Here is a 25,290-nt window from a genome sequence, read left to right as displayed (position 1 = left end):
AACCCATTCGCTTCGAAGTTTCTTAAATGTTGCTGGTTACGTCTTCAGGCATGGTGACCTGGAGAAAGATATGAGCAAGCGGCCCAAGCGCGGAAAGGCAAAGGCAGAGACGTTCGCGCTCCCAATGGTCGCGAGAGTTGCGATCGGCGCCGTCGCCATCGCCGCATTGGGCTACGGTTTGCTGTCCGGACCGATGAACGTGCAAACGACACGAAAGCCGTCCGCGCGCGAAGCCCAGGCGTCGTCAACCCCGGTGTACGTGTCACCGCCTGTTCGTGTCGCAGCGCCAGTTCCGGCTTCGACTCCAGCCCCGGCTCCGGTTCCGGCCCCCGCGCCTCTGGTCGAACCGCCCAAAGCCGCTGATGGTCCCGGAGCATTGGTTCGGCAGGTGGTTGACTACGCCAGCCGCCAGACGCCGGGCACCGTGATCATCGATACCAAGAACACGTTTCTCTATTTCGTTCTGAACGACACGCAGGCCCTGCGCTACGGCATCGGTGTCGGCCGCGAAGGTTTCACATGGTCCGGCGAGCAGACCGTGGCCCGCAAGGCGGAATGGCCGGATTGGCATCCGCCCGTGGAGATGATCGGGCGTCAGCCTTATCTGCCGCGCTTCATGGCAGGTGGTCCCGGCAACCCGCTCGGCGCCCGGGCAATGTATCTCGGCGAGACCGAATATCGCATTCACGGCACCAACAACCCCGATACGATCGGGAAGAAGGTTTCGTCCGGCTGCATCCGGCTGACCAATGACGACGTCACGGACCTCTATGAGCGGGTGAAGGTCGGAGCCAAAGTGATCGTGCTTCCGGCAACTGCTGCCCGCCGGCCATTCCAGCCAGCGCCGGCCGATGCGGCTTTGCGATTGCCGGACCCGGCATCGCTGCCGAAACGGCTCTCTTCAGCTAACGCGCAGATGCCGTCATCCGGACCGAAGCTCGCCGAGGCGAGGTAACTCAGGCCTCCGTCCTCGGTGCAGCCGAGGCGTCGGTGCCGAACAGGTGAGGCCTCGCGCCTAGCCCTTCGCTGCGGGTACCGGCGGCACCGGCAGAATGATTTCGGAAGCGACCTTCCAGTCGTTCCCGACGCGAAGCCAGTTGATGATCATGAGAAACGGCCTCGCTGTTCCATCCTGCCCCGCATAAGAGACCGTGATGTTCATCGCGACGTAGGACTCGGCGACGTCGCGCGTCAGGCCGACAACCCTCAGCTTCGAATAATCCGGCTCGAGCACGACTGGACCGGAGCTGCCGATATCATGCAGCTTTTGATCGATCGCTTCGTTGCCCCAAAAGCCAGCCCAGTTTCCCTCGGACGGGATCGCGCTCTTGGCCACCAACAGGGCCGAGGGCGATTGCCAGAACATCTCATGCAGAGCCTTGAAATCGTGCTTGTTGGCCAATTCCATCAGCCTGCCGAACTTCGATTTGATCGCGCCGAGGGTCGCAGCATCCAGCGGCTCTTTGCCGGCGGCGGGAGCAGACGCCACAGACCCGGTGGAAAGAGCCGCAGCAGTCAGAGTGACAAGAAGTGTCTTGTACATGCAGGAATGTCCCTTCCGATGTCGGGCTCGCGTCATGGCAACGCTTTTAGCTTGCACATTCGCTCAGCAAGGTCGTGATTTTCGTGTCGAGATTTCGGGCGACGGCAAGCGCTTCCGGGCTGCCATAATGCAGCAGATAGCTCTCCATCTTGTCGTAGGAGACGTGCACGCCATCGGGACGCTCATCAATGAGCACCGTGACTGGAGCATAGGATCCAGCATCCGGCACGTGCTTGACCATCTCTTTCATGATGAGTGGATTGCCGACCACAAGCCGTATGATCCTGGGTGTCCTGGATCCTGTTTCGCGACGCAGAATGTCGCCCAGATCGAATTCCGCGAAGAGCATGAGGTCCGTCCGGCCAAGGCCGCGTCGTACGACGCGCTCCAAATCCGGGAAGGAACTCGTCGCCCGCGTCTCCTTGAAAAATTCGACCATGTTGGGTTGCCCGACCGCCGACTTCAACGCGGCGACAACAGCGTCGAATGGTTTCGAGCTCGTGAGGCTGAAACGCTCCACTTCGACTTTAGCGATTGTCATTTGTCCTCCGTAACAGCCGCCGGGCTCGCGATGTCGAGTTGAGTCATGTGATTCTCCGGATGCCTGGCATGAAATAATTGAGAGGGGAGACCGGTGTGGCGCAGCGACCGAGGCTTTGCTCTGCGCTCCTCTGCGAACGTACCGCTCCCGGCGCGAAGGCGGCGGGAGCGGTACCGTCACTTCGCGAGCGCTGCCCTCTCGATGACCTCGGCGACCTGCTTGGCATGGACGACGAGCGAGGCATGGCTGCCGGCGACTTCCGTCGTCTGAGCGTGGATCCTGGCTGCGAACGACTTCTGGGCCTCGGGCGCGAGGACCTTGTCCTTCGTGCTGATGACGTAGAACGTCGGCTTGTCATGCCAGGCCGCAATGTCGACCGGGGCTTCGAACGCAACGTGGTTCAGCGGAAGCTGCGAGTTGGCGAGGTGCGTGGCGATCTCCGGAGGAAGGTCAGCCGCGACGGCCGACGGAAATACCTTGGGGTCGATGTACAGATTGCCCTTCGCGTCGGGATGGATCGCGCTGCCGCCTTCGGTCGGCGGACCTGCCTTGGCCAGCGACGCCAGGGATTCTCCGACCTCCGGTGCGAAGGCGGAGACATAGACCAGCGCCGAAACCTTGGGATCGTTGCCGGCTTGCGTGATCACCACGCCGCCCCATGAATGGCCGACCAGCACCGTTTTGCCATCCTGCTTCGCGAGCGCCTGCTTGGTGGCATCGACGTCGGCGGCGAGCGAGGTGAGCGGATTTTCCACCAGCGTGACGCGGTAGCCTTTCTTCGTGAGAATATCGGCAACCGGCTGCCAGCTCGTCTGGTCCACGAAAGCGCCGTGCACGAGCACGATGTTGTGGGCTGCTCCCTTGGGCGGTTCGGCGGAATGAGCGGAGCCGACCAATGTCGTTCCGGCCAAGAGCACGCTGGCGGCTGAGAATAGGAGATTTCGCATTGATTGTTCCTGTGGCAGTCGGACGGAATAAGGTCCGGGGGAATGGACAGGCGTTTCCGGTCAGGTCGCGGTTTTTCCATCCGCCGTTGGCGAAATGGTTGCCGCACTGACGTCGGCCGGCCGCGACATCACCTAGTTCGCGGACTTTCCGGACGATAGGGATCGATCGTCCGGATGTTGTGTCCGATCGTCCACCGGATTAGCTTGGGCGGCATGGATATCCTCGCCCAAGTGCTCGATCGCGTTCGCCTCGGTGGGACCCTGCTTTTCCATTTCGAGCTCGGCCATCCCTGGAATCTGGCGCTGCCGGCGCGTCCCTATGCGCTGTTTCACTATCTCAGCCGGGGCTCCGCGACGCTCGCGCTCGAGCAGGGACAGGAAATCCAGATGACCGAGGGCGATTTTGTCGTGATCACACGCGGCGAGCCCCACGTGTTTTATTCGGATCGCCGGGCCAAGCCTTTGCAGATCATGGATATCGATCGATCGTCGCCACGTCTGGGCGTCGTTCGTCACGGCGGCCGTGCAAAGCCGCTCTCGACGATGATCTGCGGCAATTTCACGGTGTCACGGCCGCTGTTTGGCAGCGTGCTGGAGCTGCTTCCGCCCGTGCTCCTGCTGAGGCCGACGGCGGACAGTGGCTGGCTTGAAGCCATCCTGCGCCGCATGGTCAGCGAGTCAGCGCTCGAGCGTCCCGGCCAAAGCGTCGCGCTCTCACGACTGACGGAAGTGCTGTTTGTCGAGGTGCTCCGAAGCTGGATCGCGTCCCTCAGTCCCGGACAAGGCGGCTGGCTCGGGGCCATATCGGACCCGCATATCGGACCGGCGCTCAAGTTGATCCACGAAAACCCGGAACGGCCTTGGACTCTGAGCGACCTTGGCCACCGCGTGGGGCTTGGCCGCTCGGTATTTTCCGCCCGTTTTACAAGGCTCGTCGGCCAGTCCATGCATCGTTATGTGATCGAACGCCGGATGGCGGAAGCCGCGTTCCTGCTCGAAACCAGCGATGAGCCGATCGCACGGATTGCGAGCCAGGTCGGTTACGAGACGGCCGCGGCGTTTTCAAAACTGTTCCACCGGCATCACGGATTGTCGCCTGGCCGCTACCGGGCCGCGCGATACATTGATGCAAGCCACCTGCAACTGGACGGTTCGGCAGTAACAGTTTCCGATTGACCTCGACCCGGCGCGCTGCCGGCCCGCCGTCATGGCGAAGTGGGCCACAGGGCCGCTCGCACGACGCGAACGGCCCTTGTCTCATCTCACATTACCCGCTCAATGCAGCGGATCGCCCTGTCCCAGCGCGTAGGCCACAAGGTCCTTCAGCGCGAAGTTCGCCCCGGTCACCGGCGCCCATTGCGGGTCGAGCGACAGCACCGAGGAATTGTCGCCGAACATCATGCCGAGGAAGACTTCGGCGACGATGCGGCCGCCGACGGGGCCGAGCTGCGGTGTGTTGATTCCGCCGGCCGGCGCGCCGGTGGCCGGGATCGGCACCGCAACCTGGAACTGCCGCGCCTCCGCGAGGATGTAGGCCCAGAGCGGACAATTGCCGGCGAATACACCGTTCGCGATGGTTGCGACCTTGGTCTGCGGATCGCCCGCGCCGGGTTCGTCGACAGCCTTGCCGATGATGATCTGATCGTCGGTCAGCGGCGTCAGGTTCATCGCTCTCGCCACGGCCTGTCCGGACGGCAGGCCGAGCCGCCAGCTGCGTTCGAGGTTGCGCAGCGCCAGCGACGACGGATTGGACGCGACGTCCGGCGGCAGCTTGCGCAGCGGGTCGACCAGCGAGGCATCGATGCGATAGGCGAATTGCAGCCGCCGCTTGTTGTCGGGATTGGTGTCGTCGTCCTCGACGCCGTAGGCGCGCGTGTCGAGATCGATGAAGCGGCCCCAATCCATGGCGCGCCCCGGACCCATGGCGCGGAAGCCGGTCAGCGCGTTGTGATCGGGGTTGTTCGGATCGGGGAAGATCTGCAGCAGCATGTTGTCCGCATCGTTCAGCCGGTAGCCGGGGCGGATCATGGAGTGACCGAGCCGGTAGGCCGCGACCGAGAACTCGACCGGCATGAACGGAAAATTCTTCCAGTGGTAATAGGCGAGCTTGCCGCGGTCGTACTGGCCCGCGGTCTTCAACTCGTCCAGCACGCTGGCGTGGACGATGCGCGGCAGGAAGTCGTTCAGCACGACGTATTGATAGTGGAAGCGGACGCGCTGCTGCACCTCCTCGAACGACAGGCTGTCATTGTCGTCGACCATGCGATTGTGAAAGCGCAGCATCAGGGCCTGGAACTGCGACACGATGCTGTTCTCGTCGTTGCGGGGATCGCCGATCAGCGCGCGGCCCTTGAAGCGCGGTAGGTCGCTGGCATCGGGGACGCCCGCGCCGGTCAGCTTCTCGCCGAGCCGGAACTTGATGCCGTCATACATGTAGGGCTGGTCGTTCGGACCACGGCCGTAGAGATTGTCGAGGTCGAGCGACGGGGTGCGGAAGTCGACCAGCCCGTCGGGATCCTGCTGCTTGGTGAGCGAGCTGACCGGATCGAACGTGATGTCGTGGTCGATGAACTGGCCCAAATAAGTGTAGAGCGAAGGAATGCCGCTCTCCTCCGCGTCCGGTCCGTCCTTCGGCCCGTCGAAGCCGGCGACCATCTTGTCGGCCAGCGCCGAAAGGTTGGCGATGTTGTTGGCATCGTTCGAGCCGAATTTCGCCGGTGCGAGCTTGCGGAACATGCGGCCGAAGCGGCCTTGGGAAAGCGACGAACGCGTAGCGTTCAGACCGCGCGGAACAATGGCGTGGCGGCTGCTCATGAAAGAACCTCCCTGAAAAGTCGAGATGAAACAGATCGGGCCTGAGTTTCCTGCGCTGGAGTTTGCAGCCTAGGAGCGATCACGCCCGTCACGAGCGAGATGGATCACAATTGCCCGGGATCAACGACTTTTCGGAGGGAGGTGCTTGCAAACAAGCCACGGCGGCGCATCGTGAATTTGCTGCGCGGCGGCGACGGATAACATTCTCGTCATCGACGGACGCGGGCGGCCCGCGTGCCCGAGATGAGCCGATCGGACGGCGAAGCGCATCGTCCGAATGCAGAAGTTGTCGCGGCGCGCGCGTCGTGCGCGCGCCGCGACGTCGTCAGTAAACGCGCTGCTGCGAGAATGCGTAGCGCGGATTGACGCCGCAATAGGCCGACGTGCCCGAGGCCGTGGCCTGACACTGCTGGTAGCTCGCGAACTGGCAGTTGCCGGGATAACCCCACATGCGGCCTTGCAGGCAGTATTTGTCGTTGGCGGCGTGGGCCTGGGTTGCCGGGACGGTCGCGGCGATCAAGGCCGCGAACGATGCGAGGGTGAGGATGGTGCGACGCATGTCAATCTCCTTCGAGAACGAGTGCAAGAACGTTTGAATGTGGAACATCAGCTCAGTCGGCATGTTCCAGGGCGAGCCCGACACTTTGTCGTGCTTGTCTTGGTGTCCGCAGTGGGCGCGGCGTTCGACATGAGTCTATGATGGAGCAAGCCGCGGTGAGCTATGTGATCTCGGCCACAGTTCGCGGCCGGCTTCCGCCCTATCTTGCACGGACTTGAACAATTCGATCCCGGGGCTGACGTTTCGCCTCATTCGGGATCAGGTCATTTTGGAGGTTTTGATGCAAAAATCATACGTGCTGGCTGCGGCCGCAGCGCTGGCGCTTCTCATGCAAACACCGTTCGCGCTGGCGCAGACCGCCCCGGCCGCCGGAGCAACGGCAGCGCCCGCGGCGACAACCGCTGCGCCGGCCGCGACCTCCACGCCGACAAATGCGGCGCCGGCCGCAGCCACCGACACCTCGAGCCAGCCGACCGACTCCAAAAAGAGCGCGTCGAAGAAGCAGCCGAAGAAGAAGATGACCCGGCAGCAGGAGATCGATCATTCGGTCGACAGCGGCACCGTTCCGGCGCGCTACCGCAGCTCGGTGCCCAAGCAGTACCAGCAGTATATTCCGTTCGATAAGCAGTGACCGATCGCACGGCGGCGCGGCGTGACCAGGCGCCGCGCTGCCGATGCCATCGAGGACCTGAAGACGGCCTTGGCCAGGCGGGGCTTGGCCACACATCCGTTGTGGCGGCCCGCCAGAGGAGTGTAGAATAGCCCGAAGCCGGGGGGAGTAATGAGTGACGACGTGAAGGATGCTGGCCTTGTGGCCATGATCAGCAGCATCCTGGGTGGCAACAAGCGCGCAGATACCATTGCACCGCCGCCGCCGACCGTGGTTCCACCGACAGCGCCAACGGACGGATTTGAGCAGGTCGCGGCCGCCATCCCCGATGAGGCACGGGCCGAATCCGGGAATGCCCCCTCCGAGAACGCCCCCAGTGACACGCCGGCCGCCACGAGGCCGGTCGAGAAGCCGGTCGAGCCGCCGCCGAAAATCGCCACGACCCCGGATGGCAAGCAATTGCTGCCCGCGGACGCGATTGCCGATCTCGTGCTCGGCGAGCTGCGCAAGCTGGAGGATTTTCCGGCGACCGGCGCTTCCGTCACGGTCTACGGTTACCGGCACTGGAACGCGATGATCACCTTCGCGCCGTTCTCGACCAGTTTCTCCAACGCGACCCGGTTCCGTCAGGCCCTGCCGGATATCGTGTTCAAGCTGCGCCGCTTCGTCGAACTTGAGGTATAGTCCGCACCTCCGAAACTGTTCGACGGGATTTTCGAGTTGAGCGTCGCCTTTACCAAGGAAGAGAGCGCCGAGACTGCGTCCGAGACGCTGTTGCCGGACCGGCCGATCTCGCCGCATCCAAACCTCGTGACGGAAACGGGCCTGCAGGCATTGCAGGCGCAGCTCCAGGCGGCGCGCGAGGCTTATGAAGCCGCGCAAGCCATCGAGGACGTCAACGAAAAGCGCCGGCAGTCGGCCGTGCCGTTGCGCGACGCCCGCTATCTCACCGAGCGGCTGCGCACGGCGCAGCTCATGCCCACCCCAGCGTCGACCGATATCGTCGCCTTCGGCAGCATCGTCACCTTCAGCCGCGCCGACGGCCGCGTGCAGACCTATCGCATCGTCGGCGAGGATGAAGCCGATCCGAAGGAAGGATCGATCTCGTTCGTAGCGCCCGTCGCGAAGTCGCTGATGGGGAAGGCGGTCGGCGATGTCGTGGGGGCGGGCGCGCAGGAGATCGAGATTCTCTCGATCGGGCTGCCCGCGCAACAAAGCCCGATGGCTGAATGAGACGGTTTCTGTCGGGAGCGTTGCCGTTTTACGCGCTGGCCGGATTGGCCACCTGCATGTACCTCGTCCTGTACAGGACGAACCTGTTCGACCTGAACGCCATCGTCCAGGGTGCGACCGGGTCGTCGTGGTTTCTGGTCTTCATGTTCGTCTGCGTGCTGCTGGAGTCGGTCTTCCCGTATTTCGGCTATTTTCCCGGCACTGCCCTCATCCTGATGTCCGTGGCGCTCAATCCGAAGCCCGCGGATACCTCCGTTTTCATCGTGGCGTGGCTGGCCATCATCGCGGGAGCCATTCTCAGTTACGGACAGGCGCGTTTCTTCAGGCCGCTCCTGCAGCGGGTGGCCTCGAAAGCGGCACTGCACCGCTGCGAGTCTCTCCTCGACGCCTACGGTCGTTACGCGCGCGTCGCCCTGTTCGTTCATCCCAACGCCTGCGCGATGTATTTCACGGCACTCGGACTTCTCGGCCGCAGCCTGACGCGCGAGCTCGCCTATCTCAGCGTGGGCGCAGCGGCCGCCGTGGGCATCCTGTTCGTCGTCGTAACCAGACTGGTGTCGTCGGTCGGCACCACCGATGACGGCGAATTGCAGGTGCTGCTGGCAGCAGCGTTGGTCGCGATCGGAACGCTGGTCGGTCTCTACGCGGCCTTGCGGCCGCAGCGGGTTGGTTGAAGGTTTCGCCTCTTGCGTTGTCATTGCGAGCGCAGCGAAGCAATCCAGAATCCCTCTGCGGAAAGACTCTGGATTGCTTCGCTGCGCTTGCAATGACGAGGGGAGATCATCCGCAAAACAAAACGCGACTCCTTCAGTGGATCGCGTCTGAAGGCCCTTGCGGTGCGTCCCAACAGTTCGACAGGATTTTGCGGTAAGCTTCGCCTTTACCAGGAAGTGAGCGCTGAGATCGCCTTCGAGACGGTACAGGCTGAAGTTGTCCCACCGCGCACCAAAGTCGTCGGCACTTCTGACTTCAGTCTGAAAAGCGCTCGATAAGGCTCTTGCAATGGCCTTCGCCGAATCCGCGAGCCCAAGCTTCCTTTTGATCGATTTCCGGCTGAAGGGCGTCCAGCGCAGTCGCTTGCCAGTGCTTTCTCATCTCACCAAATGGAAGCGCGTCCGTCTCGGAAACAATGCCAACAAAAGGCAGTAGGTCGACGTCCCGCTCATCGATGCGTGCTTTCGTCCCGGCCGCCGTGATCTTCCGAGCGCCCTCGATGTACGAGAGCTTTCCAGCCAACATGCCTCGTGCGGTTTTGACGATCATGCGGCGAGCCGTAAGAATCTCAGCTTCGTTCCAGCTCATCGCTATCCCCACGAGCCGACTATGCGAGTTGAAACCTCGGATGCAGCCTGAATGTCTGTTGGCCAGCCTCTCCCCGACGATCCCATCATGCCCCTGTTTTGCCCGACGGCGCAAGCAAATTTCGGAAAATTAGTAACCTATTGATCCGACTGGAGTCGGCTACTGTGCATGGGGTTGTTTTCGACAAATGTTATTTGGACGGTCCCCGGCAGGCCTGGGTGAACGTTCGCAACCGGCAAGTGTTCAGGAGCAGGGGTTCAGGAGGATGGATGGTGGGCGCACAAGGGATCGAACCTTGGACCTCTCCCGTGTGAAGGGAACGCTCTCCCGCTGAGCTATGCGCCCGGGACCATCATGCAGGCGGCCGGACTTCGGCCCGGCCGGCGCATTGAGCCCGCGATTTAGAAGTGCGGGCCGAAGGTGTCAAGTTTCCAGGCCGTCCGAGGCCCGGAAAAGCTTCCGTCAATTGTGCAATCCGCGGGAAACCAGGTTTCGGCCGGCTCACGCGCCCTGCTGGCGGGCGCGGGAGGCATGGGCCTGTAGTGCGCGGATGCGGTCGGCCAGCGTTCCGCCGCCTTCGGGCAGGCTGGGGGTGGCCGCGCCATTCGTCGCGGTGCCGTTGGCCGGGCGGGCGGCCTGCTTCGGCGGCTGGCCGGCTTCGGCGGCGAGCAGCGCCTCGATCGGCGAGTTCGGGCCTTCGAGCTGCATCGCGAGCTTGGCCACTTCGGCGGCGATGTCGTTGATGCGCTCGCGCAGCAGCGCGTTCTCCATGCGCTCGGTCGCCCAGGAGCTTTCCGCCTGCTGCTGGATCGCATTGAGGTCGCGCTGAAGTTTTGCGCGCTCGTCGCGCGCGGTGCGGAGCTGTTCCTCCAGCGCGGCCTTTTCAGCGCGGAGCGTCTCGACGGCGGTCGAGGACCTGCCGCCGCTCAGGCCCGCGATCTCGACACGCAGCTCCTTGATGGTGCGCTCGGAGTTCTCGCCGGCCTGGCGGAGCTGGTTGTTCTCGTAGTCGCGCTCGGCGAGCAGCTTGCCCTGGGTGGCGAGGCGGCCCTCGAGGTCGGCGACGCGGCCCGACAGCATCTCCGCTTCCTTGACCTGCAGCATCAGCTGGCGGTCGAGCTCGGTGACGCGCTGGCTCAGATTCTCGACGCGGCCGCGGGCGTCGCCGAGCTCGCGCGAGGCGGTCTCGGATTCGGTCCGCTCCTGCGCGAGGCGCGCCTGCGTCGCGGTGAATTCCTTCTCGGCATCGCCGACGCGGTTCTTGAGCTCCTCGATCTGCGCGCGCACGGCGAGCAGCTCGACCTGGCGGGTCTCCGCCATCATCGAGCGGTCGGTCAGTTCGGAGTTGATCTTGGCGAGCTCGCTTTGCTTGTCGGTCAGCGCGATCTCGGCGGCGCGCAACGCTTCGGTCTTGGCGTTGAATTCTTCCTCGGTGGCGCGGAGCTGCTCCTTCACCGCCTTCTCGCGCGCCTCGAGCGCGAAGATCGTGGCGTTCTTCTCGCCGAGCTCGATCTTCATGCGGTTGATGGCGTCGCTCTTCTTGCCGAGCTCGGCAAGCTGGCTCGTGGTCTTGTTCTTGAGCTGGTCGACGCTCATCTCGAGCCGTCGCGCCGACATGGCGAATTCGGCGCGAAGCTGGTCCTTGTCGGCCTGGATCTCCGCCATCGACAGCGGCGTGGCGGCCTCGAGCCGCCGCGTGGTCAGGCGGACCGCGCGATTATGCACCAACGGCACGATGGCGAGCCCGCACAGCATCGAGAGCAGGAAACCGATCGCAAGGTACATGATCGGTTCGACCATGGGCCACAACTCCCAGACTTTAGGAAAAATTCACCAAGGACAATGCATGGCGGGCCGGCAAAAAGCCAGCCCCGCCCTGTTGTTAACGTGAATCCGGAACTTGAGCGGAGGAGGACGCCTAGAACGGGTTCCAGGTCGCGCGCGGGGTGAATTTCAAATAGCCGATATTGGCTCCCAGGCGCAGGCCGAGGCCCGAGCGGATCGGCACCAGCACGATGTTGTTGGCGGTGAGCGCCGTCATGCCGAAGCCGCCGATGATATAGGCGGAGCCGTCGAGGCCGGCGAAGCGCTGGTAGATCGCGTTGGTGGCGGGCAGGTTGTAGACCAGCGTCATGGTGCGCGCGCCGTCGCCGCCCCAGTCGAAGCCGAGCGAGGGGCCCTGCCAGTAGACGCGCAGGTCGCCGGCGTTCTTGGTGTAGAGCGTGCCTTCGCCGTAGCGCAGGCCGGCGACGAAGGCGCCGGAGCCTTCCTCACCCAGGATGTAGCCGTTCGGCAGGCCCCATTGGCTGACCGCCTTCTCGATGATCGAGGCGAGCCCGCGCGAGACGTTGCCGAAGAAGCGGTGGCCGGCGTTGACGAGTTCGTCCGGCCCGTAGGTGCTGGGCGTCGGGGTCCGCTGCGGCGGCGGCAGGTTGGGCGGCGGCTCGGCCGTCTGAGCGGAAGCCGGCACGATCCAGCCAGCCAGCGCTATGAGCGCCACTGCGGCAAGGCGTGATGCGAAAGTCATAAAAGAACCCCTGGTATCGAATCCCGTCGCTTCCTTAACCTGGCGCCAACAGGCACGCCCTAGGTTGCGTCGGATGTCCCCTCGACTCGGATGTTATCCGCAGCAACTATGACGGCACAACGGCAGGAAGATAGCCCTTTGCGCCCCGGAATTGCCTTGATCGGCTTCATGGTCTGCCTGCTGGCGGGCATTGGGCTCACCTGCGCGGGGTTGCCGGCTCAGGCCGCCACCACCGAACGGATCGTCGTCAACCGCTTCAGCGGCGTGGCCATCGAGGGCTTCGACCCGGTCGCCTATTTCGTCGACGGCGCGGCCGTGCAGGGGACGGCGGAGTTCGAGGCGAACCTCTGGGGCGCGGTCTGGCGCTTCCGGAACGAGGGCAACCGCGCCTCCTTCCTCGCCCATCCCGAGGTCTATGGGCCGCAGTTCGGCGGCTACGATCCGGCCGACATCGCCCGCGGCATCGCCATCGCGGCCAATCCCCGCTTCTACGTGATCTCGGCGCAGCGGCTCTATCTGTTTAGCCGGGAGGCCAATCGCGACGCCTTCGCCGCCGATCCGGAGCGCTTCCTCTATGAAGTGCGCAAGCGCTGGCCGGCGCTGCAGAAACAGCTCAGTCAGTAGCTGCCTGCCGCCTGCGGGTCGCCCCAGGCGATGAAGTCCGGGATGATGAAGCCGGTATCGCCGCGCTGGCCGAACCGGAGCTCGCCGCCCTTGCCGTCGGTGACCCGGCCGCCGGCGGCGGTGACCACCGCGCAGCCGGCCCCGACGTCCCATTCACAGGTGGGCCCGAAACGGGGGTAGATGTCCGCGCTGCCCTCCGCGATCCGTCCGAATTTCACGGCCGAGCCGACGGTCTTTCTGACCGCATTGGGCCGGCCATCGATGAACGCCTCGGTCTTCGGGTCGCCATGCGAGCGGCTCACCGCCGCGATCCAGGGCTGGCCCGGAATCGGCAGCCGGCGGGTATGGATCGGCTCGGCGGCACCGATGGTCGCGCCGTCGAACCTGACGCGCTCGGCGCCGCGGCCGACGATGCCGCGCCAGAGCAGCCCGAGCGCGGGCGCGCTGACGATACCGAGCAGCGGCACGCCCCGGGTGACGAGAGCGAGGTTGACCGTGAACTCGTCGCGGCCGGCGACGAACTCCTTGGTGCCGTCGAGCGGATCGATCAGGAAGAAGCTGTCCAGAAATGGCGGCGAGGCGAGGTGGGTTCGCTCTTCCGACAGCGTCGGCACGTCGCCCGCAAGCTGCGCCAGGCCGTCCGCGATGATGCGGTCGGCGGCAAGGTCGGCCTCGGTCACGGGCGAGCCATCCTGCTTGCCGTCGACCCGCATTGCGGAGCGGTTGACCGCGAGGATCGCTTCGCCCGCCTTCACCACCAGCGCGGTGAGCGGCTCCATCAGGCCGGATGCGGCTTGGCCGTCGATGATCCGTTTCACCTGCATGCCTCATTCATCGGCAATTCCATCCCCACGCAACCGATTCGCCCGCGGCTTTAGGGCCGCTTCGAACCGATCGCAAGCTAGCTGCCACGGGCTTGCGAATGTTAGAACCTGCGGCATTCGTCAAGCATGCGTGATTCGCCGCGTCCGCGCCGTGCAATTCCAGGAACCCTTTATGTCTGACGTTTCGTCACCCGCTACCGCTACCGCCCCAGATGCGCTCGAACTCGCGGCGCTGCTGTGCTCGCGGGTCTGCCACGATCTCATCAGCCCGGTTGGCGCCATCGTCAATGGGCTCGAAGTGCTCGACGACGATCCCAAGCCCGAGGATCGCGAGTTCGCGCTCGACCTGATTCGCAAGAGCGCCAAGACGGCGTCCGCCCGCCTCCAGTTCTGCCGCCTCGCCTTCGGCGCGGCCGGCTCGTCCGGCGCCCAGATCGACCTTGGCGATGCCCAGACCATGGCGCGCGGCCACATCGAGGACGGCAAGTGCACGATCACGTGGAATTTGCCGCGGCTGCTGCTGCCGAAGAATCGGGTCAAGCTGCTGCTCAACATGCTGGTCGTCTCCCAGCACACGATCCCGCGCGGCGGCATACTCAAGGTCGATCCGATCGGCGACGGCGAGACCATGAGCTTTCGCATCACCGCGACCGGACATAATGCGCGCCTGCCGCAGAACATCTCCGAGCTCCTGAGCGGCGAGCGTGGCCCGGCTGCGGATGCGCATGCGATCCAGCCTTATTATACGCGGCTGTTGGCACAGGCTTGCGGGGTCACCGTAAAGCTTGCGCATGAGGGCGAGGCCATCACCGTTACCGCTTCGTAAGCGCGCCCGTCGCGCGCAAATCGTTAACCCATCCTTTACAAGGCGCTGCGGCTTGTCCGGAGCGCCTTATCTCTTTGTTGGTTCCGTTCTTTTCCACATACTCAACCATTATTAAACGCTTTGCGGTGAAGCTGGCCTCATTCCGAAATGGCGCATCACAAATCGTGCGCGCCCTCCCTGTATGAAGGCCTGTTTTCATGGATGATCTGTTGCGGGAGTTTTTGACGGAGACCAGCGAGAGCCTGGACACCGTCGACAATCAACTGGTGAAGTTCGAACAGGAGCCGAACAACGCCAAGATCCTGGATAACATCTTCCGCCTGGTCCACACCATCAAGGGCACCTGCGGCTTCCTCGGACTGCCGCGGCTGGAAGCGCTGGCGCATGCCGGCGAGACCCTGATGAGCAAATTCCGCGACGGCATGCCGGTGACGGCGGACGCGGTGTCGCTGATTCTGGCTTCGATCGACCGCATCAAGGAGATCCTGGCCGGCCTCGAGGCGACCGAAGCCGAGCCCGAGGGCACCGACCGCGATCTCATCGACCAGCTGGAAGCGATGGTCGAGCAGGGCATGGCGGCGATGTCAGCGTCGGCTTCGCCGATCGCGTCAGGCTCGGCGCAGCCGATGCCGGCGGCTGCAGCCGCTGCTCCCGTGGCGGAAGCGCCGCCGCTGGTGCCGGAAGCGCCGGCCGCCGCTGCGCTTGCGCCCGCAAAGGAGATGACCTCGGGCGCGCTGATCGACCAGACGCTGGAGCGTCCGCTGCGTCCGGGCGAAGTGTCGCTCGACGAGCTCGAGCGCGCCTTCCGCGAGACCGCGATCGAAGCGCCCGTTGCCGAGGTCAGGGCCGAGCCCGCCGCTGAAGCGTCGGCGCCGGTTGCCAAGGAAGTCACCAAGGAAGTCGTCAAGGAAGTCAAGGCTTCCAACGAAAAGGGTTCCAACGAAAAGGCGCCCAAGGAAAAGGCCGCGAGGAAGCCGGCCGCCGACGAGGCCGCAGGCGAGGGCGACCGCGTCGCCAACCAGTCGATCCGCGTCAACGTGGATACGCTGGAGCATTTGATGACCATGGTCTCCGAGCTGGTATTGACCCGCAACCAGCTGCTGGAGATCTCCCGCCGCAACGAGGACACCGAGTTCAAGGTGCCGTTGCAGCGCCTGTCCAACGTCACCGCCGAGCTGCAGGAAGGCGTCATGAAGACGCGCATGCAGCCGATCGGCAATGCCTGGCAGAAGTTGCCCCGCATCGTCCGCGACCTCTCGAGCGAACTCGGCAAGCAGATCGATCTGGAGATGCACGGCGCCGACACCGAACTCGACCGCCAGGTGCTCGACCTGATCAAGGACCCGCTCACCCACATGGTGCGCAACTCCGCCGACCATGGCCTCGAGACCCCGGCCGAGCGGCTGGCGAGCGGCAAGGGCGAGCAGGGCACCATCCGCCTGTCCGCCTATCACGAGGGCGGCCACATCATCATCTGCATCGCCGACAACGGCCGCGGCCTCAACACCGACAAGATCAAGGCCAAGGCGATCTCTTCCGGTCTCGTCACCGAGGCCGAGCTCGAGAAGATGAGCGAAGCCCAGATCCACAAGTTCATCTTCGCGCCGGGCTTCTCGACCGCGGCCGCCATCACCTCGGTCTCCGGCCGCGGCGTCGGCATGGACGTGGTCCGCACCAATATCGACCAGATCGGCGGCACCATCGACATCAAGTCGGTGGCCGGCGAGGGCTCCTCGGTCACCATCAAGATCCCGCTGACGCTTGCCATCGTCTCCGCGCTGATCGTGGAAGCGGCCGGCGACCGCTTTGCGATCCCGCAGCTCTCGGTGGTCGAGCTCGTCCGTGCCCGCGCCAACAGCGAGCATCGCATCGAGCGCATCAAGGACACCGCGGTGCTTCGCCTGCGCAACAAGCTGCTGCCGCTGATCCACCTCAAGAAGCTGCTCAAGATCGACGACGGCGCGGCCAGCGATCCCGAGAACGGCTTCATCGTGGTGACGCAGGTCGGCAGCCAGACCTTCGGCATCGTCGTCGACGGCGTGTTCCACACCGAAGAAATCGTGGTCAAGCCGATGTCGACGAAACTGCGTCACATCGACATGTTCTCGGGCAACACCATTCTGGGCGACGGCGCCGTGATCATGATCATCGACCCCAACGGCATCGCCAAGGCGCTCGGCGCCGCCGGCTCCTCGGCTCACGAGATGGGCGACGACGCCTCGGCCCACCACGCCTCCTCGGGCGAGCAGACCACCTCGCTGCTGGTGTTCCGCGCCGGCTCCAGCCAGCCCAAGGCGGTCCCACTCGGGCTCGTCACCCGCCTGGAAGAGCTTCCCGCCGACAAGATCGAGTTCTCCAACGGCCGCTACATGGTGCAGTACCGCGACCAGCTGATGCCGCTCGTCGCCATGGAGAGCGTCACCATCGCCTCGCAGGGCGCCCAGCCGATCCTGGTGTTCTCCGATGACGGCCGCTCCATGGGCCTGGTCGTCGACGAGATCATCGACATCGTCGAGGAGCGGCTCAACATCGAGGTCGGCGGCGCCAGCCAGGGCATCCTGGGTTCGGCCGTGATCAAGGGCCAAGCGACCGAAGTGATCGACGTCGGCCACTTCCTGCCGATGGCGTTCTCCGACTGGTTCACCCGCAAGGAGATGAAGTCGTCGATGCACTCGCAGTCGGTGCTGCTGGTCGACGACAGCGCGTTCTTCCGCAACATGCTGGCACCGGTGCTCAAGGCCGCCGGCTACCGCGTCCGCACCGCGCCGACCGCGCAGGAGGGCTTAGCTGCGCTGCGTGCGCAGAGCTTCGACGTAGTCCTGACCGACATCGAGATGCCCGACATGAACGGGTTCGAGTTCGCCGAGACCATCCGCTCGGACAACAATCTGGGCTCGATGCCGATCATCGGCCTCTCCGCCCTGGTGTCGCCGGCGGCGATCGAGCGCGGCCGTCAGGCCGGCTTCCACGACTATGTCGCCAAGTTCGACCGTCCCGGTCTGATCGCGGCGCTGAAGGAACAGACCGCGGGCGCCGCCGGTGCCTCCGAGCTGAACCGGGCGGCGGCGTAACAGCATGATCCGGAAAAGTGTGAAGCGGTTTTCCGAAGAGATCATGCTCAAACAAGAGAGCCGGGATCAGGAGATACGCACATGACCAGCAAGACACAAATCGGCGAAGGCGCCATGGTCGAATACGTCACCGCGATGATCGGCGGGCAGCTGTTCGGGCTGCCGATCTCCCGCGTCCAGGACGTGTTCATGCCCGAGCGCGTCACCCGCGTTCCGTTGTCCTCGCGCGAGATCGCGGGCGTGCTGAACCTGCGCGGCCGCATCGTCACCGTGGTCGACATGCGCGCCCGGCTCGGCCTTCCCAAGCCGGAGGACGGCAAGACCCCGATGGCGGTCGGCGTCGACCTCCGTGGTGAATCCTATGGCCTGCTGATCGACCAGATCGGCGAAGTGCTGCGGCTCGCCGAAGACGGCAAGGAAGAGAACCCCGTCAACCTCGATCCCCGCATGGCGAAGCTTGCCGGCGGCGTCCACCGCCTCGACGGACAGCTCATGGTCGTCCTCGACGTCGATCGCGTCCTCGAGCTTGCACCCGAGATGATGGCGGCCTGATACGGCGGCGCCGCCGCCGACGTGCCAGTAATTGGAAGTGCCCCCGCAAAGGGGAGGAAGCAGAGGTTCACATGCGAACTTGTCTCGTCGTTGATGATTCCAGCGTCATCCGCAAGGTTGCGCGCCGGATTCTGGAGGGCCTCGACTTCCAGATCCTCGAAGCCGAGGACGGTGAGAAGGCGCTGGAGGCCTGCAAGCGGGGGCTTCCCGACGCGGTGCTGCTCGACTGGAACATGCCGGTCATGGACGGCTACGAATTCCTCGGCCATTTGCGCCGCATGCCGGGCGGTGACCAGCCCAAGGTGGTGTTCTGCACCACCGAGAACGACGTCGCGCATATCGCGCGTGCGCTGCATGCCGGCGCCAACGAATACATCATGAAGCCCTTCGACAAGGACATCGTGACGGCGAAATTTCAGGAAGTCGGACTAATCTGAGCGAACATCCGGAGGCTGAACGGATCCTTCGGCGATTGTTTTCAACTGACCCGTTTCAGTCTGAGTTGGTGAGTAATGAGTGTTTCGTTCGCAGGTAATTCGACCACGAGCCCGTCGCGCGAAGCGGGTCCGCTGCGGGTGATGATCGTCGACGACTCCGTCGTCATACGCGGCCTGATTTCGCGCTGGGTCGGCGCCGAGCACGACATGGAGGTCGCAGCTTCGCTGCGCACCGGGCTCGAGGCGGTCAACCAGATCGAACGCATCAACCCCGACGTCGCCGTGCTCGACATCGAAATGCCCGAGCTCGACGGCATCTCGGCGCTGCCGCAACTGCTGGCGAAGAAGCGCGATCTCGTCATCATCATGGCCTCGACGCTGACGCGCCGCAACGCGGAGATCAGCTTCAAGGCGCTGTCGCTCGGCGCGGCCGATTACATTCCGAAGCCGGAATCGACGCGCGAGGCGTCGGCCGCGGACATCTTTCATCACGACCTGATCCAGAAAATCCGTCACCTCGGTGCGCGGCTGCGCCGCAAGCCCGCGGTTGCGAGCCCGCCGCTGGCGCCCGCGAGCCCCAGCGCGGCTCCGGCCGTACGCGGACCAGTCGCGCGGCCCGCTGCGCCGGCTCCTGCCGTACCTGCGCCGTCGTCGGGGATACTGTCCACGCGCCCGTTCTCGAGCCAGGCACCGAAGGTGCTGCTGATCGGCTCCTCGACCGGCGGCCCGCAGGCGCTGATGGCGCTCGTCACCGAGCTCGGCCCGGTGATCGACCGCTTCCCGGTGCTGATCACGCAGCACATGCCGCCGACCTTCACCACCATTCTTGCCGAGCATCTGGCGCGCTCCAGCCGCAAGCCGGCAGCCGAGGCGGTCGACGGCGAGCTGGTCAAGCCGGGACGGATTTATCTGGCGCCCGGCGGCAAGCACATGCGCGTCGTACGCAACGGCGCGGACGCAGCGATCGCACTCGACGATGGCCCCGCCGTTAATTTCTGCAAGCCCGCGGTCGATCCGCTGTTCACTTCCGCCATCGACATCTGGCACGGCAACATCCTCTCCGTGATCCTGACGGGCATGGGCTCGGACGGCATGCGCGGCGGCAAGGATATCGTCGCAGCCGGCGGCAGCGTGATCGCGCAGGATGAAGCCTCCAGCGTCGTCTGGGGCATGCCGGGCGCGGCTGCCAATGCCGGCATCTGTTCGGCGATCCTGCCGCTCAACCAGATCGGTTCCAAGGTCAATCGCCTGTTCGCGGGGGACCGCACGTGACGCCTGCGGACTACGAATATCTGCGCAAGTTCCTGAAAGAGCGCTCCGGCCTCGATCTCTCCGCCGACAAGCAATATCTGGTCGAGAGCCGGCTCCTGCCGCTTGCCCGCAAGGCAAGCCTTCCCGGCATTCCCGATCTCGTGCTGAAGATCAGGAACGGCGATGGCCGGCTTGCGACCGACGTGGTCGAAGCGATGACCACCAACGAGACCTTCTTCTACCGCGACAAGATCCCGTTCGATCATATGCGCGAAACCATCCTGCCGGGCCTGCTCCAGGCCCGGGCGGCGCGCAAGTCGTTGCGGATCTGGTCGGCGGCGTCGTCGACGGGGCAGGAGCCTTATTCGATCGCAATGTGCGTGAAGGAGATGGGCGCTGCCTTCGCCGGCTGGCGCATCGAGATCGTCGCCACCGATCTGTCGCAGGAGGTGCTGGAGAAATCCAGGGCGGGCGTCTACAGCCAGTTCGAGGTGCAGCGCGGCCTGCCGATCCAGCACCTGGTGAAGTATTTCACGCAAGCTGGCGAAATCTGGCAGCTCAACGCCGATATCCGCGCGATGGTGCAGTTCCGCCAGCTCAATCTTCTGCAGGACTTCTCCCATCTCGGCACGTTCGACGTGATCTTCTGCCGCAACGTGCTGATCTATTTCGACCAGGACACCAAGGCGGTGATCTTCGAGCGCATGGCGAAGTGCATGGAGGCCGACGGCACGCTGCTGCTCGGGGCCGCCGAATCCGTCGTCGGTATCACCGATGCATTCCGTCCCATCTCCGACCGCCGCGGTCTCTATCAGCTCAACCCCGCGCGATCCGGCCGTCCCATGGGCGGATTGATGCCGCAATCGCTGAAGATTGCCGCCGCAAGGTGATCTCTATCTGTCATTCCGGGCTCCCTCGCTTTGCGAGCGCCCCGGAATGACAGGCCTCACAAAATCGCGTGCGGCAGAAACCGCGAGCGGTTGCCCGTGATCGGGCTCTCGTCTTCGCGGATCGACAGGCCGCACGGCTGGTGGTTCACCAGCCAGCTTCCCACCACGACATAGAAGCCAGAAAAATTCGGCAGCGGCGACAATGCCTGCCGCACGAACCCTTCTGCGCCATAGGGACCTTCCTGTTGTTCGAGCGGCATGCCGCCGGATACCAGCGTGACATTGGCGCCTTCGCGCGACAGCAGCGGCTTGCGCACGTAGGATGTCCCGAGTTCAGCGGCGCGCGGATCGTCCTCGAAGAAGGCCGGCAGCAGATTGGGATGGTTCGGAAACATCTCCCAGAGCAGTGGCAGGATGCCCTTGTTGGAGAGCACCGCCTTCCACGGTGGCTCGATCCAGCGCGTCGGCGCGCCCGCAAGCTTTGCGCCGAAGGCATCGTGGAACATCCATTCCCATGGATAGAGCTTGAAGGCGAACGCGATGTCGCGATCGACGAGATCGACGAAGCCGTCGGGCTCGTCGCGCCAGCCGATCGCCTCGATGTCGAGCAGCGTGGTCGAAAGCCCCGCCTGGCGCGCGGTGTCCTCGAGATAAGCGAGCGTACCGGCGTCCTCCTCGTTGCCGGTGGTGCCGGTGAGATGGACATGGCGGCCGGCGGCAATCTCCTTCCACGCCGCGATCAGCCGCTCGTGGATGGAGTTGAACTGGTCGGCTCGTGCCGGAATGATGCGGCGTTCGATCGCCTGCTCGAGCCAGGTCCATTGAAACACGGCGGCCTCGAAGATCGAGGTCGGTGTATCAGCATTGTATTCGAGCAGCTTAGCCGGTCCTTTGCCGTCGAACTTCAGGTCGAGCCGGCCGTAGAGGCTGCGGTCGTCGCGTTCCCAGCTTTCGGTGATCAAACTCCAGAACGCTTGCGGAATTTTCAAACGCCGCAGATGGCGCTCATCGCCGATCACGCGACCGGCGAGCTCAAGGCACATTGCGTCGATCTCGCCGGTCGGCGTCTCGACGCCGCGCTCGATCTCGTCGAGCGTGAAGCCGTAATAGGCGCTCTCATCCCAATAGCGCTCGCCGTCGATGGTATGGAAGGAGAAGCCGCATTGCGCGGCGGTCTGCCGCCAATCGTCGCGCTCGGGACAGACAATGCGCCGCATGGATCAGCCGCCGCCATGACCATGGCCGCGATGGCCATGACAGCGGTGCAACGCGCCGTCGAAGCCACGGTGGTGGACCGGGCGGCAATTGGCCTTGCGGTCGATGCCGGGGCCGGCGTGGATCGTGGCGCTCCCCGTCAAGGCGACTATGGCTCGTCGCGAACGTTTCATGAATCGTGGCCTCCGACTGGCTAGCTAGCGTACCCGGGTAGTTTCCAACACCTGCTGGTCCAAGGACAAGCGAAAGCCGCCAATTCGCGGCATTTTATTATTGCGAACTCCAAAGTCGGCGCGACCGCCGCTTTTGACGTGTGTCAACGTACTGATCTCTCTTCCCTGCCACTTTGATGCTTGGGTCATAGCCCGGCGTGAGGAAATGTCGGCCTGCCGCGGCTTCGTCTCGATCCCAAAAAAGTGGCGTCTGTTGATGCCGATAAAATCAATTCTGCTGGCCGGGTCTCATCGTGAGAATGAGGATAGTGCCCATGCAATCCGAGACGCTTCCTTCGACGTCGCGCAGGCAGAATGTTGATCGAGCTCATGGGACGCTGGGGCCCGGAGCGCTCAGGTTTGCGGTCGCGGCGTTCGTGCTGCTCGCCTTCTGCGGCCATCGCGATGCGGTCGTGGCACAGCCTGCCGGCATCCTTGCCAACGGCAATGCGGTTGTGACGGGATTTGCCGGCGCCCAGTTGCCGGCGACGATCGCGCCGGGTGTCGATCCGGCGGACAGGACCTTCATCGATCTCAACGGACCTTCCGCGCGCGTGGTCGACCTTCAGGCGCCGGGCGCACCGCCGCAGGCACAGTTGCTGACGACGCCCAAACCGTTTACCGCGACGGCGGGGCAAACGGGCCAGCTGTTTGGCGTCGCGCTCGACAATGCGACGCCGCCGAACGTGTTCGTCGCGGCGACATCGGTCTATGGCTTGCCTATCGTCACTCCTGGCAGTGGAGGCCAGCTCAATCGTGCCAAGCAAGGCGCGGCCAATGCGGCCTTCATGCCGGGGCTGTTCGGACCGGCGCAGCTTGGCGGCGGGCCCGGTTCGATCTGGCGCATTGACGGCGTCACCGGTGAAGTCCGGCTGTTCGCCAACGTCGCGCTCGCAGGTGCAACCAATCCCGGTCCGGCGCTCGGAGGCCTTGCCTTTGATGCCGCCTCGAAGACGCTGTTTGTTGCCGACCGCGCCACCGGTATGATCCATGCGCTTGACCCGGCCGGAAACGAGCGCGGCCGTTACGATCACGGCGTGCAGGGACGCGACGCGGCCGGCCTGCAGCCGGTTCCCTATGATCCCGCGGGGCGTCTCGACATTGCGAGTCCGAAATTTCGAACCGGCGATGCCGCGACCTGGGGCTATGCGAACCGGCAGCGCCTGATCTTCGGTCTCGGCGTCCGCAACGGACGCCTCTATTACGCGGTCGCTAAGGATCTGCAGATCTGGTCGGTGGCAATCGGTCCGACATTCGGGGCCGATCCGCGATTGGAGGTCAGCGTCGCGGCCGGTCCGGGCCCGAGCGAGATCTCCAAGATCGCTTTCGATGATCAGGGCCGCATGCTGCTCGCCGAGCGCGCTGCGCCGAGCGGAGCCTATGATTTCAACGTGCTGACGTCGGAGGCGACTGGCCGCGTGTTGCGCTATTTGCCGGTGCCGCCGGGGACCGCCGGGCCGCAATGGCAGTCGCAGGCCGACGAATATGCGATCGGTTTTGCGCGCCAGATGCGCAACGGCAATGGCGGCGTGGCGATCGGCTTCAATTACGACGAGCAGGGCCGCGTCGATCGTGCCTCCTGCGGCCAGTTCCTGTGGTCGACCGGCGAGCAGTTGCGCAGCGCGATCGATCCCGCCATCGCCGCGATGCTCGCAGCGGGCGGGCCGGCGGAAGTGAATGGCGTGCAGGGCAACGACACCACCGCCGTGGTGCCGGCCAACGCGCCGCCGTGGCAGAGCTACTTCATCGACTACGACGACCAGTTCCAGGATCCGGCCGCGCGCGGCCATCTCGGCGACATCGCGATCTTGCGCGTCTGCGGCCAGGCTGGATTCAATCTTCCGGGCTGGTACCGGCCACGCGTCGAACTATTCCCGGGATATCTCTGGTATCGCCTGCACGGCAAGAAGCCGCCTCTGCTCGATTGCCCGCCCGGTTCCGGCAATCAATGCGCCTGTCCGCCCGGCACCACGCAACAGCCTGGTTTCCAGTGCTGTCCGATCGGAACCTATGCGGGCCCCAACGGGCAGTGCATATCGCCGTGTCCGGATGGATCGACCGATCCCGGCAAGCTGGAGGCCTGCCTGCAAGGCTTTGATCCGAACTCGTTCGACCCCAATGATCTGTCGAAGCTGACATGCCTCGACGGCTCGAAGGCGGTGTATGACGGCAACGGCTATCACTGTCCCACGTTCAAGTCGCCGGTCTGTCCGGTGGGCTTCGAGCCCGATCCGTTGGGCAATTTCTTCGGCTGCAAGCCGACGGCTCAGGGAAAGGCGTGTCCGCCGACGCAATGGCCGACCATCCCTCAGCCCGGCCTCGACGGCAGTTGCCAGCAGCTGTGCCCGAGCGGGTCGTGGGCGTATGCGGCCTATCAGTGCTGCCCCAACGGCATGCTGCCCGGACCCGACGGCAAATGCGGCCAGCCGCTGCAGCCAGGCTGCCCGCCAGGCCAGTTGTCCTCGAAAGGCATCTGTTGTCCCGTCGGCAGCAAGCCGCAGCCGGACGGAAGCTGCTACCCGATGAAGAAGCCGTGTCCGCCCGAGCAATTGTCGTCGAGCGGTCAGTGCTGCCCGCCCGGCTCCAAGCCGCAACCGGATGGCAGCTGCGGTACGCAGCAGAACGCATGCCCCCCGGGTCAGCTCTCCTCCACGGGGCAATGCTGTCCGCTTGGGTCCAAGCCGCAACCCGACGGCGGCTGCAAACCGCAGCTCGACAAGGGCTGCAAGGTCGAGCAGCTGACGCCAAATGGCACCTGCTGTCCGGCCGGCACCAAGCCGCAGAACGACAACACGTGCGGCTCGTTGGCCGGCTGCCCGCCGGGAACGACCACCGATCCGTTGACCGGCGAGTGCTGTCCGGGTGCCAGTGCAGTGGCCGGCGTCAAGGCGGCATGCACTTGTCCGACTGGCCAATCGTTGGTCGAAGGAAAGTGCGTCGTGAATGCAGCGCCGAGCACGGGCGCCTGCTTCGCCGGCTATGTGCAGTTGCCGAACGGCTCGTGCTGTCGCGCAGGCCAGGCGACGGCCGGCGGCCAGTGCTGTCCGGCCGGCCAGAAGCCCGATGCCGAGAAGCGCAAATGCGTCCCCGCGGGAGGCACGACCTTCGTACCCGCCACGCCGCATCTGCCGGCGCCGATCATCGTTCCCGGCAAGCGCGGCAGGATCGTCACACCGCCGCCGCGGCGTCCGCCGGTCGTCGTCGTTCCGGCGCCGCCGAAGCGTGTCGTGCCACCGAAGCGCTTCACGCCGAGACCGGTCATCCGGCCGGCTCCGGTCCCGCCGCGCATCCGCCGGCAGATCGAACAATAGG

25 protein-coding genes and 1 tRNA gene are annotated in these 25,290 nt (G+C 64.6%); 14 read left to right on the top strand and 12 right to left on the bottom strand.

Features of this window, described 5'->3' with window-relative positions:
* Positions 1–70: 70 nt before the first annotated feature.
* A complete protein-coding gene (locus WHZ77_RS27590; protein ID WP_375310839.1) occupies positions 71–955 on the top strand; it encodes a L,D-transpeptidase in 885 nt (294 codons plus the stop codon).
* A 60-nt stretch (positions 956–1,015) separates the two neighbouring features.
* Here WHZ77_RS27590 and WHZ77_RS27585 read toward each other — a convergent pair whose 3' ends face one another.
* From WHZ77_RS27585 to WHZ77_RS27575, 3 genes are all read right to left on the bottom strand, one after another.
* Entirely contained in the window at positions 1,016–1,543 is a 528-nt protein-coding gene (locus WHZ77_RS27585; protein ID WP_375310838.1) for a hypothetical protein, read from the bottom strand.
* Positions 1,544–1,589: 46 nt separating this feature from the next.
* Entirely contained in the window at positions 1,590–2,084 is a 495-nt protein-coding gene (locus WHZ77_RS27580; RefSeq protein WP_375310837.1) for a DUF302 domain-containing protein, read from the bottom strand.
* Positions 2,085–2,260: 176 nt separating this feature from the next.
* A complete protein-coding gene (locus WHZ77_RS27575; RefSeq protein ID WP_375310836.1) occupies positions 2,261–3,031 on the bottom strand; it encodes an alpha/beta fold hydrolase in 771 nt (256 codons plus the stop codon).
* Between the two features lie 213 nt (positions 3,032–3,244).
* Between WHZ77_RS27575 and WHZ77_RS27570 the strand changes: the two genes are divergently transcribed.
* Complete coding sequence (locus WHZ77_RS27570; protein ID WP_375310835.1) at positions 3,245–4,207, top strand: cupin domain-containing protein; 963 nt, start codon at positions 3,245–3,247, stop codon at positions 4,205–4,207.
* A gap of 99 nt (positions 4,208–4,306) precedes the next feature.
* Here the strand turns inward: WHZ77_RS27570 and WHZ77_RS27565 are convergent, their stop codons facing one another.
* Complete coding sequence (locus WHZ77_RS27565; RefSeq protein ID WP_375310834.1) at positions 4,307–5,845, bottom strand: heme peroxidase family protein; 1,539 nt, start codon at positions 5,843–5,845, stop codon at positions 4,307–4,309.
* Between the two features lie 325 nt (positions 5,846–6,170).
* Positions 6,171–6,404, bottom strand: a complete 234-nt coding sequence (locus tag WHZ77_RS27560; protein ID WP_375310833.1) for a DUF3551 domain-containing protein — start codon at positions 6,402–6,404, stop codon at positions 6,171–6,173.
* 280 nt (positions 6,405–6,684) lie between these two features.
* On the opposite strand from WHZ77_RS27560, the gene WHZ77_RS27555 reads away from it, so the two are divergent.
* From WHZ77_RS27555 to WHZ77_RS27540, 4 genes are all read left to right on the top strand, one after another.
* Positions 6,685–7,035 carry a hypothetical protein gene (locus tag WHZ77_RS27555; RefSeq protein WP_375310832.1) on the top strand — a complete coding sequence of 117 codons (351 nt, stop codon included), beginning with the start codon at positions 6,685–6,687 and terminating at the stop codon, positions 7,033–7,035.
* A 150-nt stretch (positions 7,036–7,185) separates the two neighbouring features.
* Positions 7,186–7,698, top strand: a complete 513-nt coding sequence (locus WHZ77_RS27550; protein WP_375310831.1) for a hypothetical protein — start codon at positions 7,186–7,188, stop codon at positions 7,696–7,698.
* A 36-nt stretch (positions 7,699–7,734) separates the two neighbouring features.
* Positions 7,735–8,247, top strand: coding sequence for a transcription elongation factor GreA (gene greA / locus WHZ77_RS27545; RefSeq protein ID WP_375310830.1), 513 nt, complete (start codon positions 7,735–7,737; stop codon positions 8,245–8,247).
* Positions 8,244–8,921 (top strand): membrane protein, encoded by a 678-nt coding sequence (locus WHZ77_RS27540; RefSeq protein WP_015688298.1) that lies wholly within the window; start codon positions 8,244–8,246, stop codon positions 8,919–8,921. Before greA ends, WHZ77_RS27540 begins: the two co-directional genes overlap by 4 nt.
* 295 nt (positions 8,922–9,216) lie before the next feature.
* Here WHZ77_RS27540 and WHZ77_RS27535 read toward each other — a convergent pair whose 3' ends face one another.
* From WHZ77_RS27535 to WHZ77_RS27520, 4 genes are all read right to left on the bottom strand, one after another.
* Positions 9,217–9,549 (bottom strand): hypothetical protein, encoded by a 333-nt coding sequence (locus WHZ77_RS27535; protein WP_375310829.1) that lies wholly within the window; start codon positions 9,547–9,549, stop codon positions 9,217–9,219.
* A 270-nt stretch (positions 9,550–9,819) separates the two neighbouring features.
* Positions 9,820–9,894 (bottom strand) — tRNA-Val (locus tag WHZ77_RS27530).
* Between the two features lie 156 nt (positions 9,895–10,050).
* The gene (locus tag WHZ77_RS27525; protein ID WP_375310828.1) at positions 10,051–11,349 is read right to left on the bottom strand and encodes a hypothetical protein; all 1,299 of its coding nucleotides are present in this window, start codon (positions 11,347–11,349) and stop codon (positions 10,051–10,053) included.
* 118 nt (positions 11,350–11,467) lie between these two features.
* Complete coding sequence (locus WHZ77_RS27520; protein WP_375310827.1) at positions 11,468–12,076, bottom strand: DUF1134 domain-containing protein; 609 nt, start codon at positions 12,074–12,076, stop codon at positions 11,468–11,470.
* 138 nt (positions 12,077–12,214) lie between these two features.
* Here WHZ77_RS27520 and WHZ77_RS27515 point away from each other — a divergent pair, with 138 nt between their 5' ends.
* Positions 12,215–12,700 (top strand): YHS domain-containing (seleno)protein, encoded by a 486-nt coding sequence (locus WHZ77_RS27515; RefSeq protein ID WP_375310826.1) that lies wholly within the window; start codon positions 12,215–12,217, stop codon positions 12,698–12,700.
* On the opposite strand, the gene WHZ77_RS27510 is transcribed toward WHZ77_RS27515, so the two are convergent.
* Positions 12,694–13,524, bottom strand: a complete 831-nt coding sequence (locus tag WHZ77_RS27510) for a 3'(2'),5'-bisphosphate nucleotidase CysQ (protein WP_375310825.1) — start codon at positions 13,522–13,524, stop codon at positions 12,694–12,696. The genes WHZ77_RS27515 and WHZ77_RS27510 overlap by 7 nt on opposite strands.
* Positions 13,525–13,696: 172 nt before the next feature.
* On the opposite strand from WHZ77_RS27510, the gene chpT reads away from it, so the two are divergent.
* The 6 genes from chpT to WHZ77_RS27480 all read left to right on the top strand — a co-directional run bounded on the left by chpT (position 13,697) and on the right by WHZ77_RS27480 (position 20,551).
* Positions 13,697–14,350, top strand: coding sequence for a histidine phosphotransferase ChpT (gene chpT, locus WHZ77_RS27505; RefSeq protein ID WP_375310824.1), 654 nt, complete (start codon positions 13,697–13,699; stop codon positions 14,348–14,350).
* Positions 14,351–14,547: 197 nt separating this feature from the next.
* Complete coding sequence (locus tag WHZ77_RS27500) at positions 14,548–17,421, top strand: chemotaxis protein CheW (protein WP_375310823.1); 2,874 nt, start codon at positions 14,548–14,550, stop codon at positions 17,419–17,421.
* An 81-nt stretch (positions 17,422–17,502) separates the two neighbouring features.
* Positions 17,503–17,973, top strand: coding sequence for a chemotaxis protein CheW (locus WHZ77_RS27495; RefSeq protein WP_375310822.1), 471 nt, complete (start codon positions 17,503–17,505; stop codon positions 17,971–17,973).
* A gap of 71 nt (positions 17,974–18,044) precedes the next feature.
* Positions 18,045–18,410, top strand: a complete 366-nt coding sequence (locus tag WHZ77_RS27490) for a PleD family two-component system response regulator (RefSeq protein ID WP_007600538.1) — start codon at positions 18,045–18,047, stop codon at positions 18,408–18,410.
* A gap of 75 nt (positions 18,411–18,485) precedes the next feature.
* The gene (locus WHZ77_RS27485; RefSeq protein WP_375310821.1) at positions 18,486–19,682 is read left to right on the top strand and encodes a chemotaxis response regulator protein-glutamate methylesterase; all 1,197 of its coding nucleotides are present in this window, start codon (positions 18,486–18,488) and stop codon (positions 19,680–19,682) included.
* Positions 19,679–20,551 (top strand): CheR family methyltransferase, encoded by an 873-nt coding sequence (locus WHZ77_RS27480; RefSeq protein ID WP_375310820.1) that lies wholly within the window; start codon positions 19,679–19,681, stop codon positions 20,549–20,551. The genes WHZ77_RS27485 and WHZ77_RS27480 overlap by 4 nt, the downstream gene beginning before the upstream one ends.
* Before the next feature lie 56 nt (positions 20,552–20,607).
* On the opposite strand, the gene WHZ77_RS27475 is transcribed toward WHZ77_RS27480, so the two are convergent.
* On the bottom strand, positions 20,608–21,768 hold the full coding sequence (locus WHZ77_RS27475; protein ID WP_375310819.1) for a glutathionylspermidine synthase family protein: 1,161 nt from the start codon (positions 21,766–21,768) through the stop codon (positions 20,608–20,610).
* 3 nt (positions 21,769–21,771) lie between these two features.
* Positions 21,772–21,939, bottom strand: coding sequence for a hypothetical protein (locus tag WHZ77_RS27470; protein WP_375310818.1), 168 nt, complete (start codon positions 21,937–21,939; stop codon positions 21,772–21,774).
* Positions 21,940–22,253: 314 nt separating this feature from the next.
* Between WHZ77_RS27470 and WHZ77_RS27465 the strand changes: the two genes are divergently transcribed.
* Positions 22,254–25,289 carry a hypothetical protein gene (locus WHZ77_RS27465; protein ID WP_375310817.1) on the top strand — a complete coding sequence of 1,012 codons (3,036 nt, stop codon included), beginning with the start codon at positions 22,254–22,256 and terminating at the stop codon, positions 25,287–25,289.
* Position 25,290: the final 1 nt, after the last annotated feature.

The sequence above is a fragment of the Bradyrhizobium sp. A5 genome (assembly GCF_042076515.1).
Taxonomy (GTDB): domain Bacteria; phylum Pseudomonadota; class Alphaproteobacteria; order Rhizobiales; family Xanthobacteraceae; genus Bradyrhizobium; species Bradyrhizobium cosmicum.
This window is presented reverse-complemented; position numbering and strand designations above follow the sequence as displayed.

Coding starts and splice junctions, on each gene's coding strand:
- WHZ77_RS27590 (WP_375310839.1), top strand. CDS start 71: ATGAGCAAGCGGCCCAAGCGCGGAAAGGCAAAGGCAGAGACGTTCGCG.
- WHZ77_RS27585 (WP_375310838.1), bottom strand. CDS start 1,543: ATGTACAAGACACTTCTTGTCACTCTGACTGCTGCGGCTCTTTCCACC.
- WHZ77_RS27580 (WP_375310837.1), bottom strand. CDS start 2,084: ATGACAATCGCTAAAGTCGAAGTGGAGCGTTTCAGCCTCACGAGCTCG.
- WHZ77_RS27575 (WP_375310836.1), bottom strand. CDS start 3,031: ATGCGAAATCTCCTATTCTCAGCCGCCAGCGTGCTCTTGGCCGGAACG.
- WHZ77_RS27570 (WP_375310835.1), top strand. CDS start 3,245: ATGGATATCCTCGCCCAAGTGCTCGATCGCGTTCGCCTCGGTGGGACC.
- WHZ77_RS27565 (WP_375310834.1), bottom strand. CDS start 5,845: ATGAGCAGCCGCCACGCCATTGTTCCGCGCGGTCTGAACGCTACGCGT.
- WHZ77_RS27560 (WP_375310833.1), bottom strand. CDS start 6,404: ATGCGTCGCACCATCCTCACCCTCGCATCGTTCGCGGCCTTGATCGCC.
- WHZ77_RS27555 (WP_375310832.1), top strand. CDS start 6,685: ATGCAAAAATCATACGTGCTGGCTGCGGCCGCAGCGCTGGCGCTTCTC.
- WHZ77_RS27550 (WP_375310831.1), top strand. CDS start 7,186: ATGAGTGACGACGTGAAGGATGCTGGCCTTGTGGCCATGATCAGCAGC.
- WHZ77_RS27540 (WP_015688298.1), top strand. CDS start 8,244: ATGAGACGGTTTCTGTCGGGAGCGTTGCCGTTTTACGCGCTGGCCGGA.
- WHZ77_RS27535 (WP_375310829.1), bottom strand. CDS start 9,549: ATGAGCTGGAACGAAGCTGAGATTCTTACGGCTCGCCGCATGATCGTC.
- WHZ77_RS27525 (WP_375310828.1), bottom strand. CDS start 11,349: ATGGTCGAACCGATCATGTACCTTGCGATCGGTTTCCTGCTCTCGATG.
- WHZ77_RS27520 (WP_375310827.1), bottom strand. CDS start 12,076: ATGACTTTCGCATCACGCCTTGCCGCAGTGGCGCTCATAGCGCTGGCT.
- WHZ77_RS27510 (WP_375310825.1), bottom strand. CDS start 13,524: ATGCAGGTGAAACGGATCATCGACGGCCAAGCCGCATCCGGCCTGATG.
- chpT (WP_375310824.1), top strand. CDS start 13,697: ATGTCTGACGTTTCGTCACCCGCTACCGCTACCGCCCCAGATGCGCTC.
- WHZ77_RS27500 (WP_375310823.1), top strand. CDS start 14,548: ATGGATGATCTGTTGCGGGAGTTTTTGACGGAGACCAGCGAGAGCCTG.
- WHZ77_RS27495 (WP_375310822.1), top strand. CDS start 17,503: ATGACCAGCAAGACACAAATCGGCGAAGGCGCCATGGTCGAATACGTC.
- WHZ77_RS27490 (WP_007600538.1), top strand. CDS start 18,045: ATGCGAACTTGTCTCGTCGTTGATGATTCCAGCGTCATCCGCAAGGTT.
- WHZ77_RS27485 (WP_375310821.1), top strand. CDS start 18,486: ATGAGTGTTTCGTTCGCAGGTAATTCGACCACGAGCCCGTCGCGCGAA.
- WHZ77_RS27475 (WP_375310819.1), bottom strand. CDS start 21,768: ATGCGGCGCATTGTCTGTCCCGAGCGCGACGATTGGCGGCAGACCGCC.
- WHZ77_RS27470 (WP_375310818.1), bottom strand. CDS start 21,939: ATGAAACGTTCGCGACGAGCCATAGTCGCCTTGACGGGGAGCGCCACG.
- WHZ77_RS27465 (WP_375310817.1), top strand. CDS start 22,254: ATGCAATCCGAGACGCTTCCTTCGACGTCGCGCAGGCAGAATGTTGAT.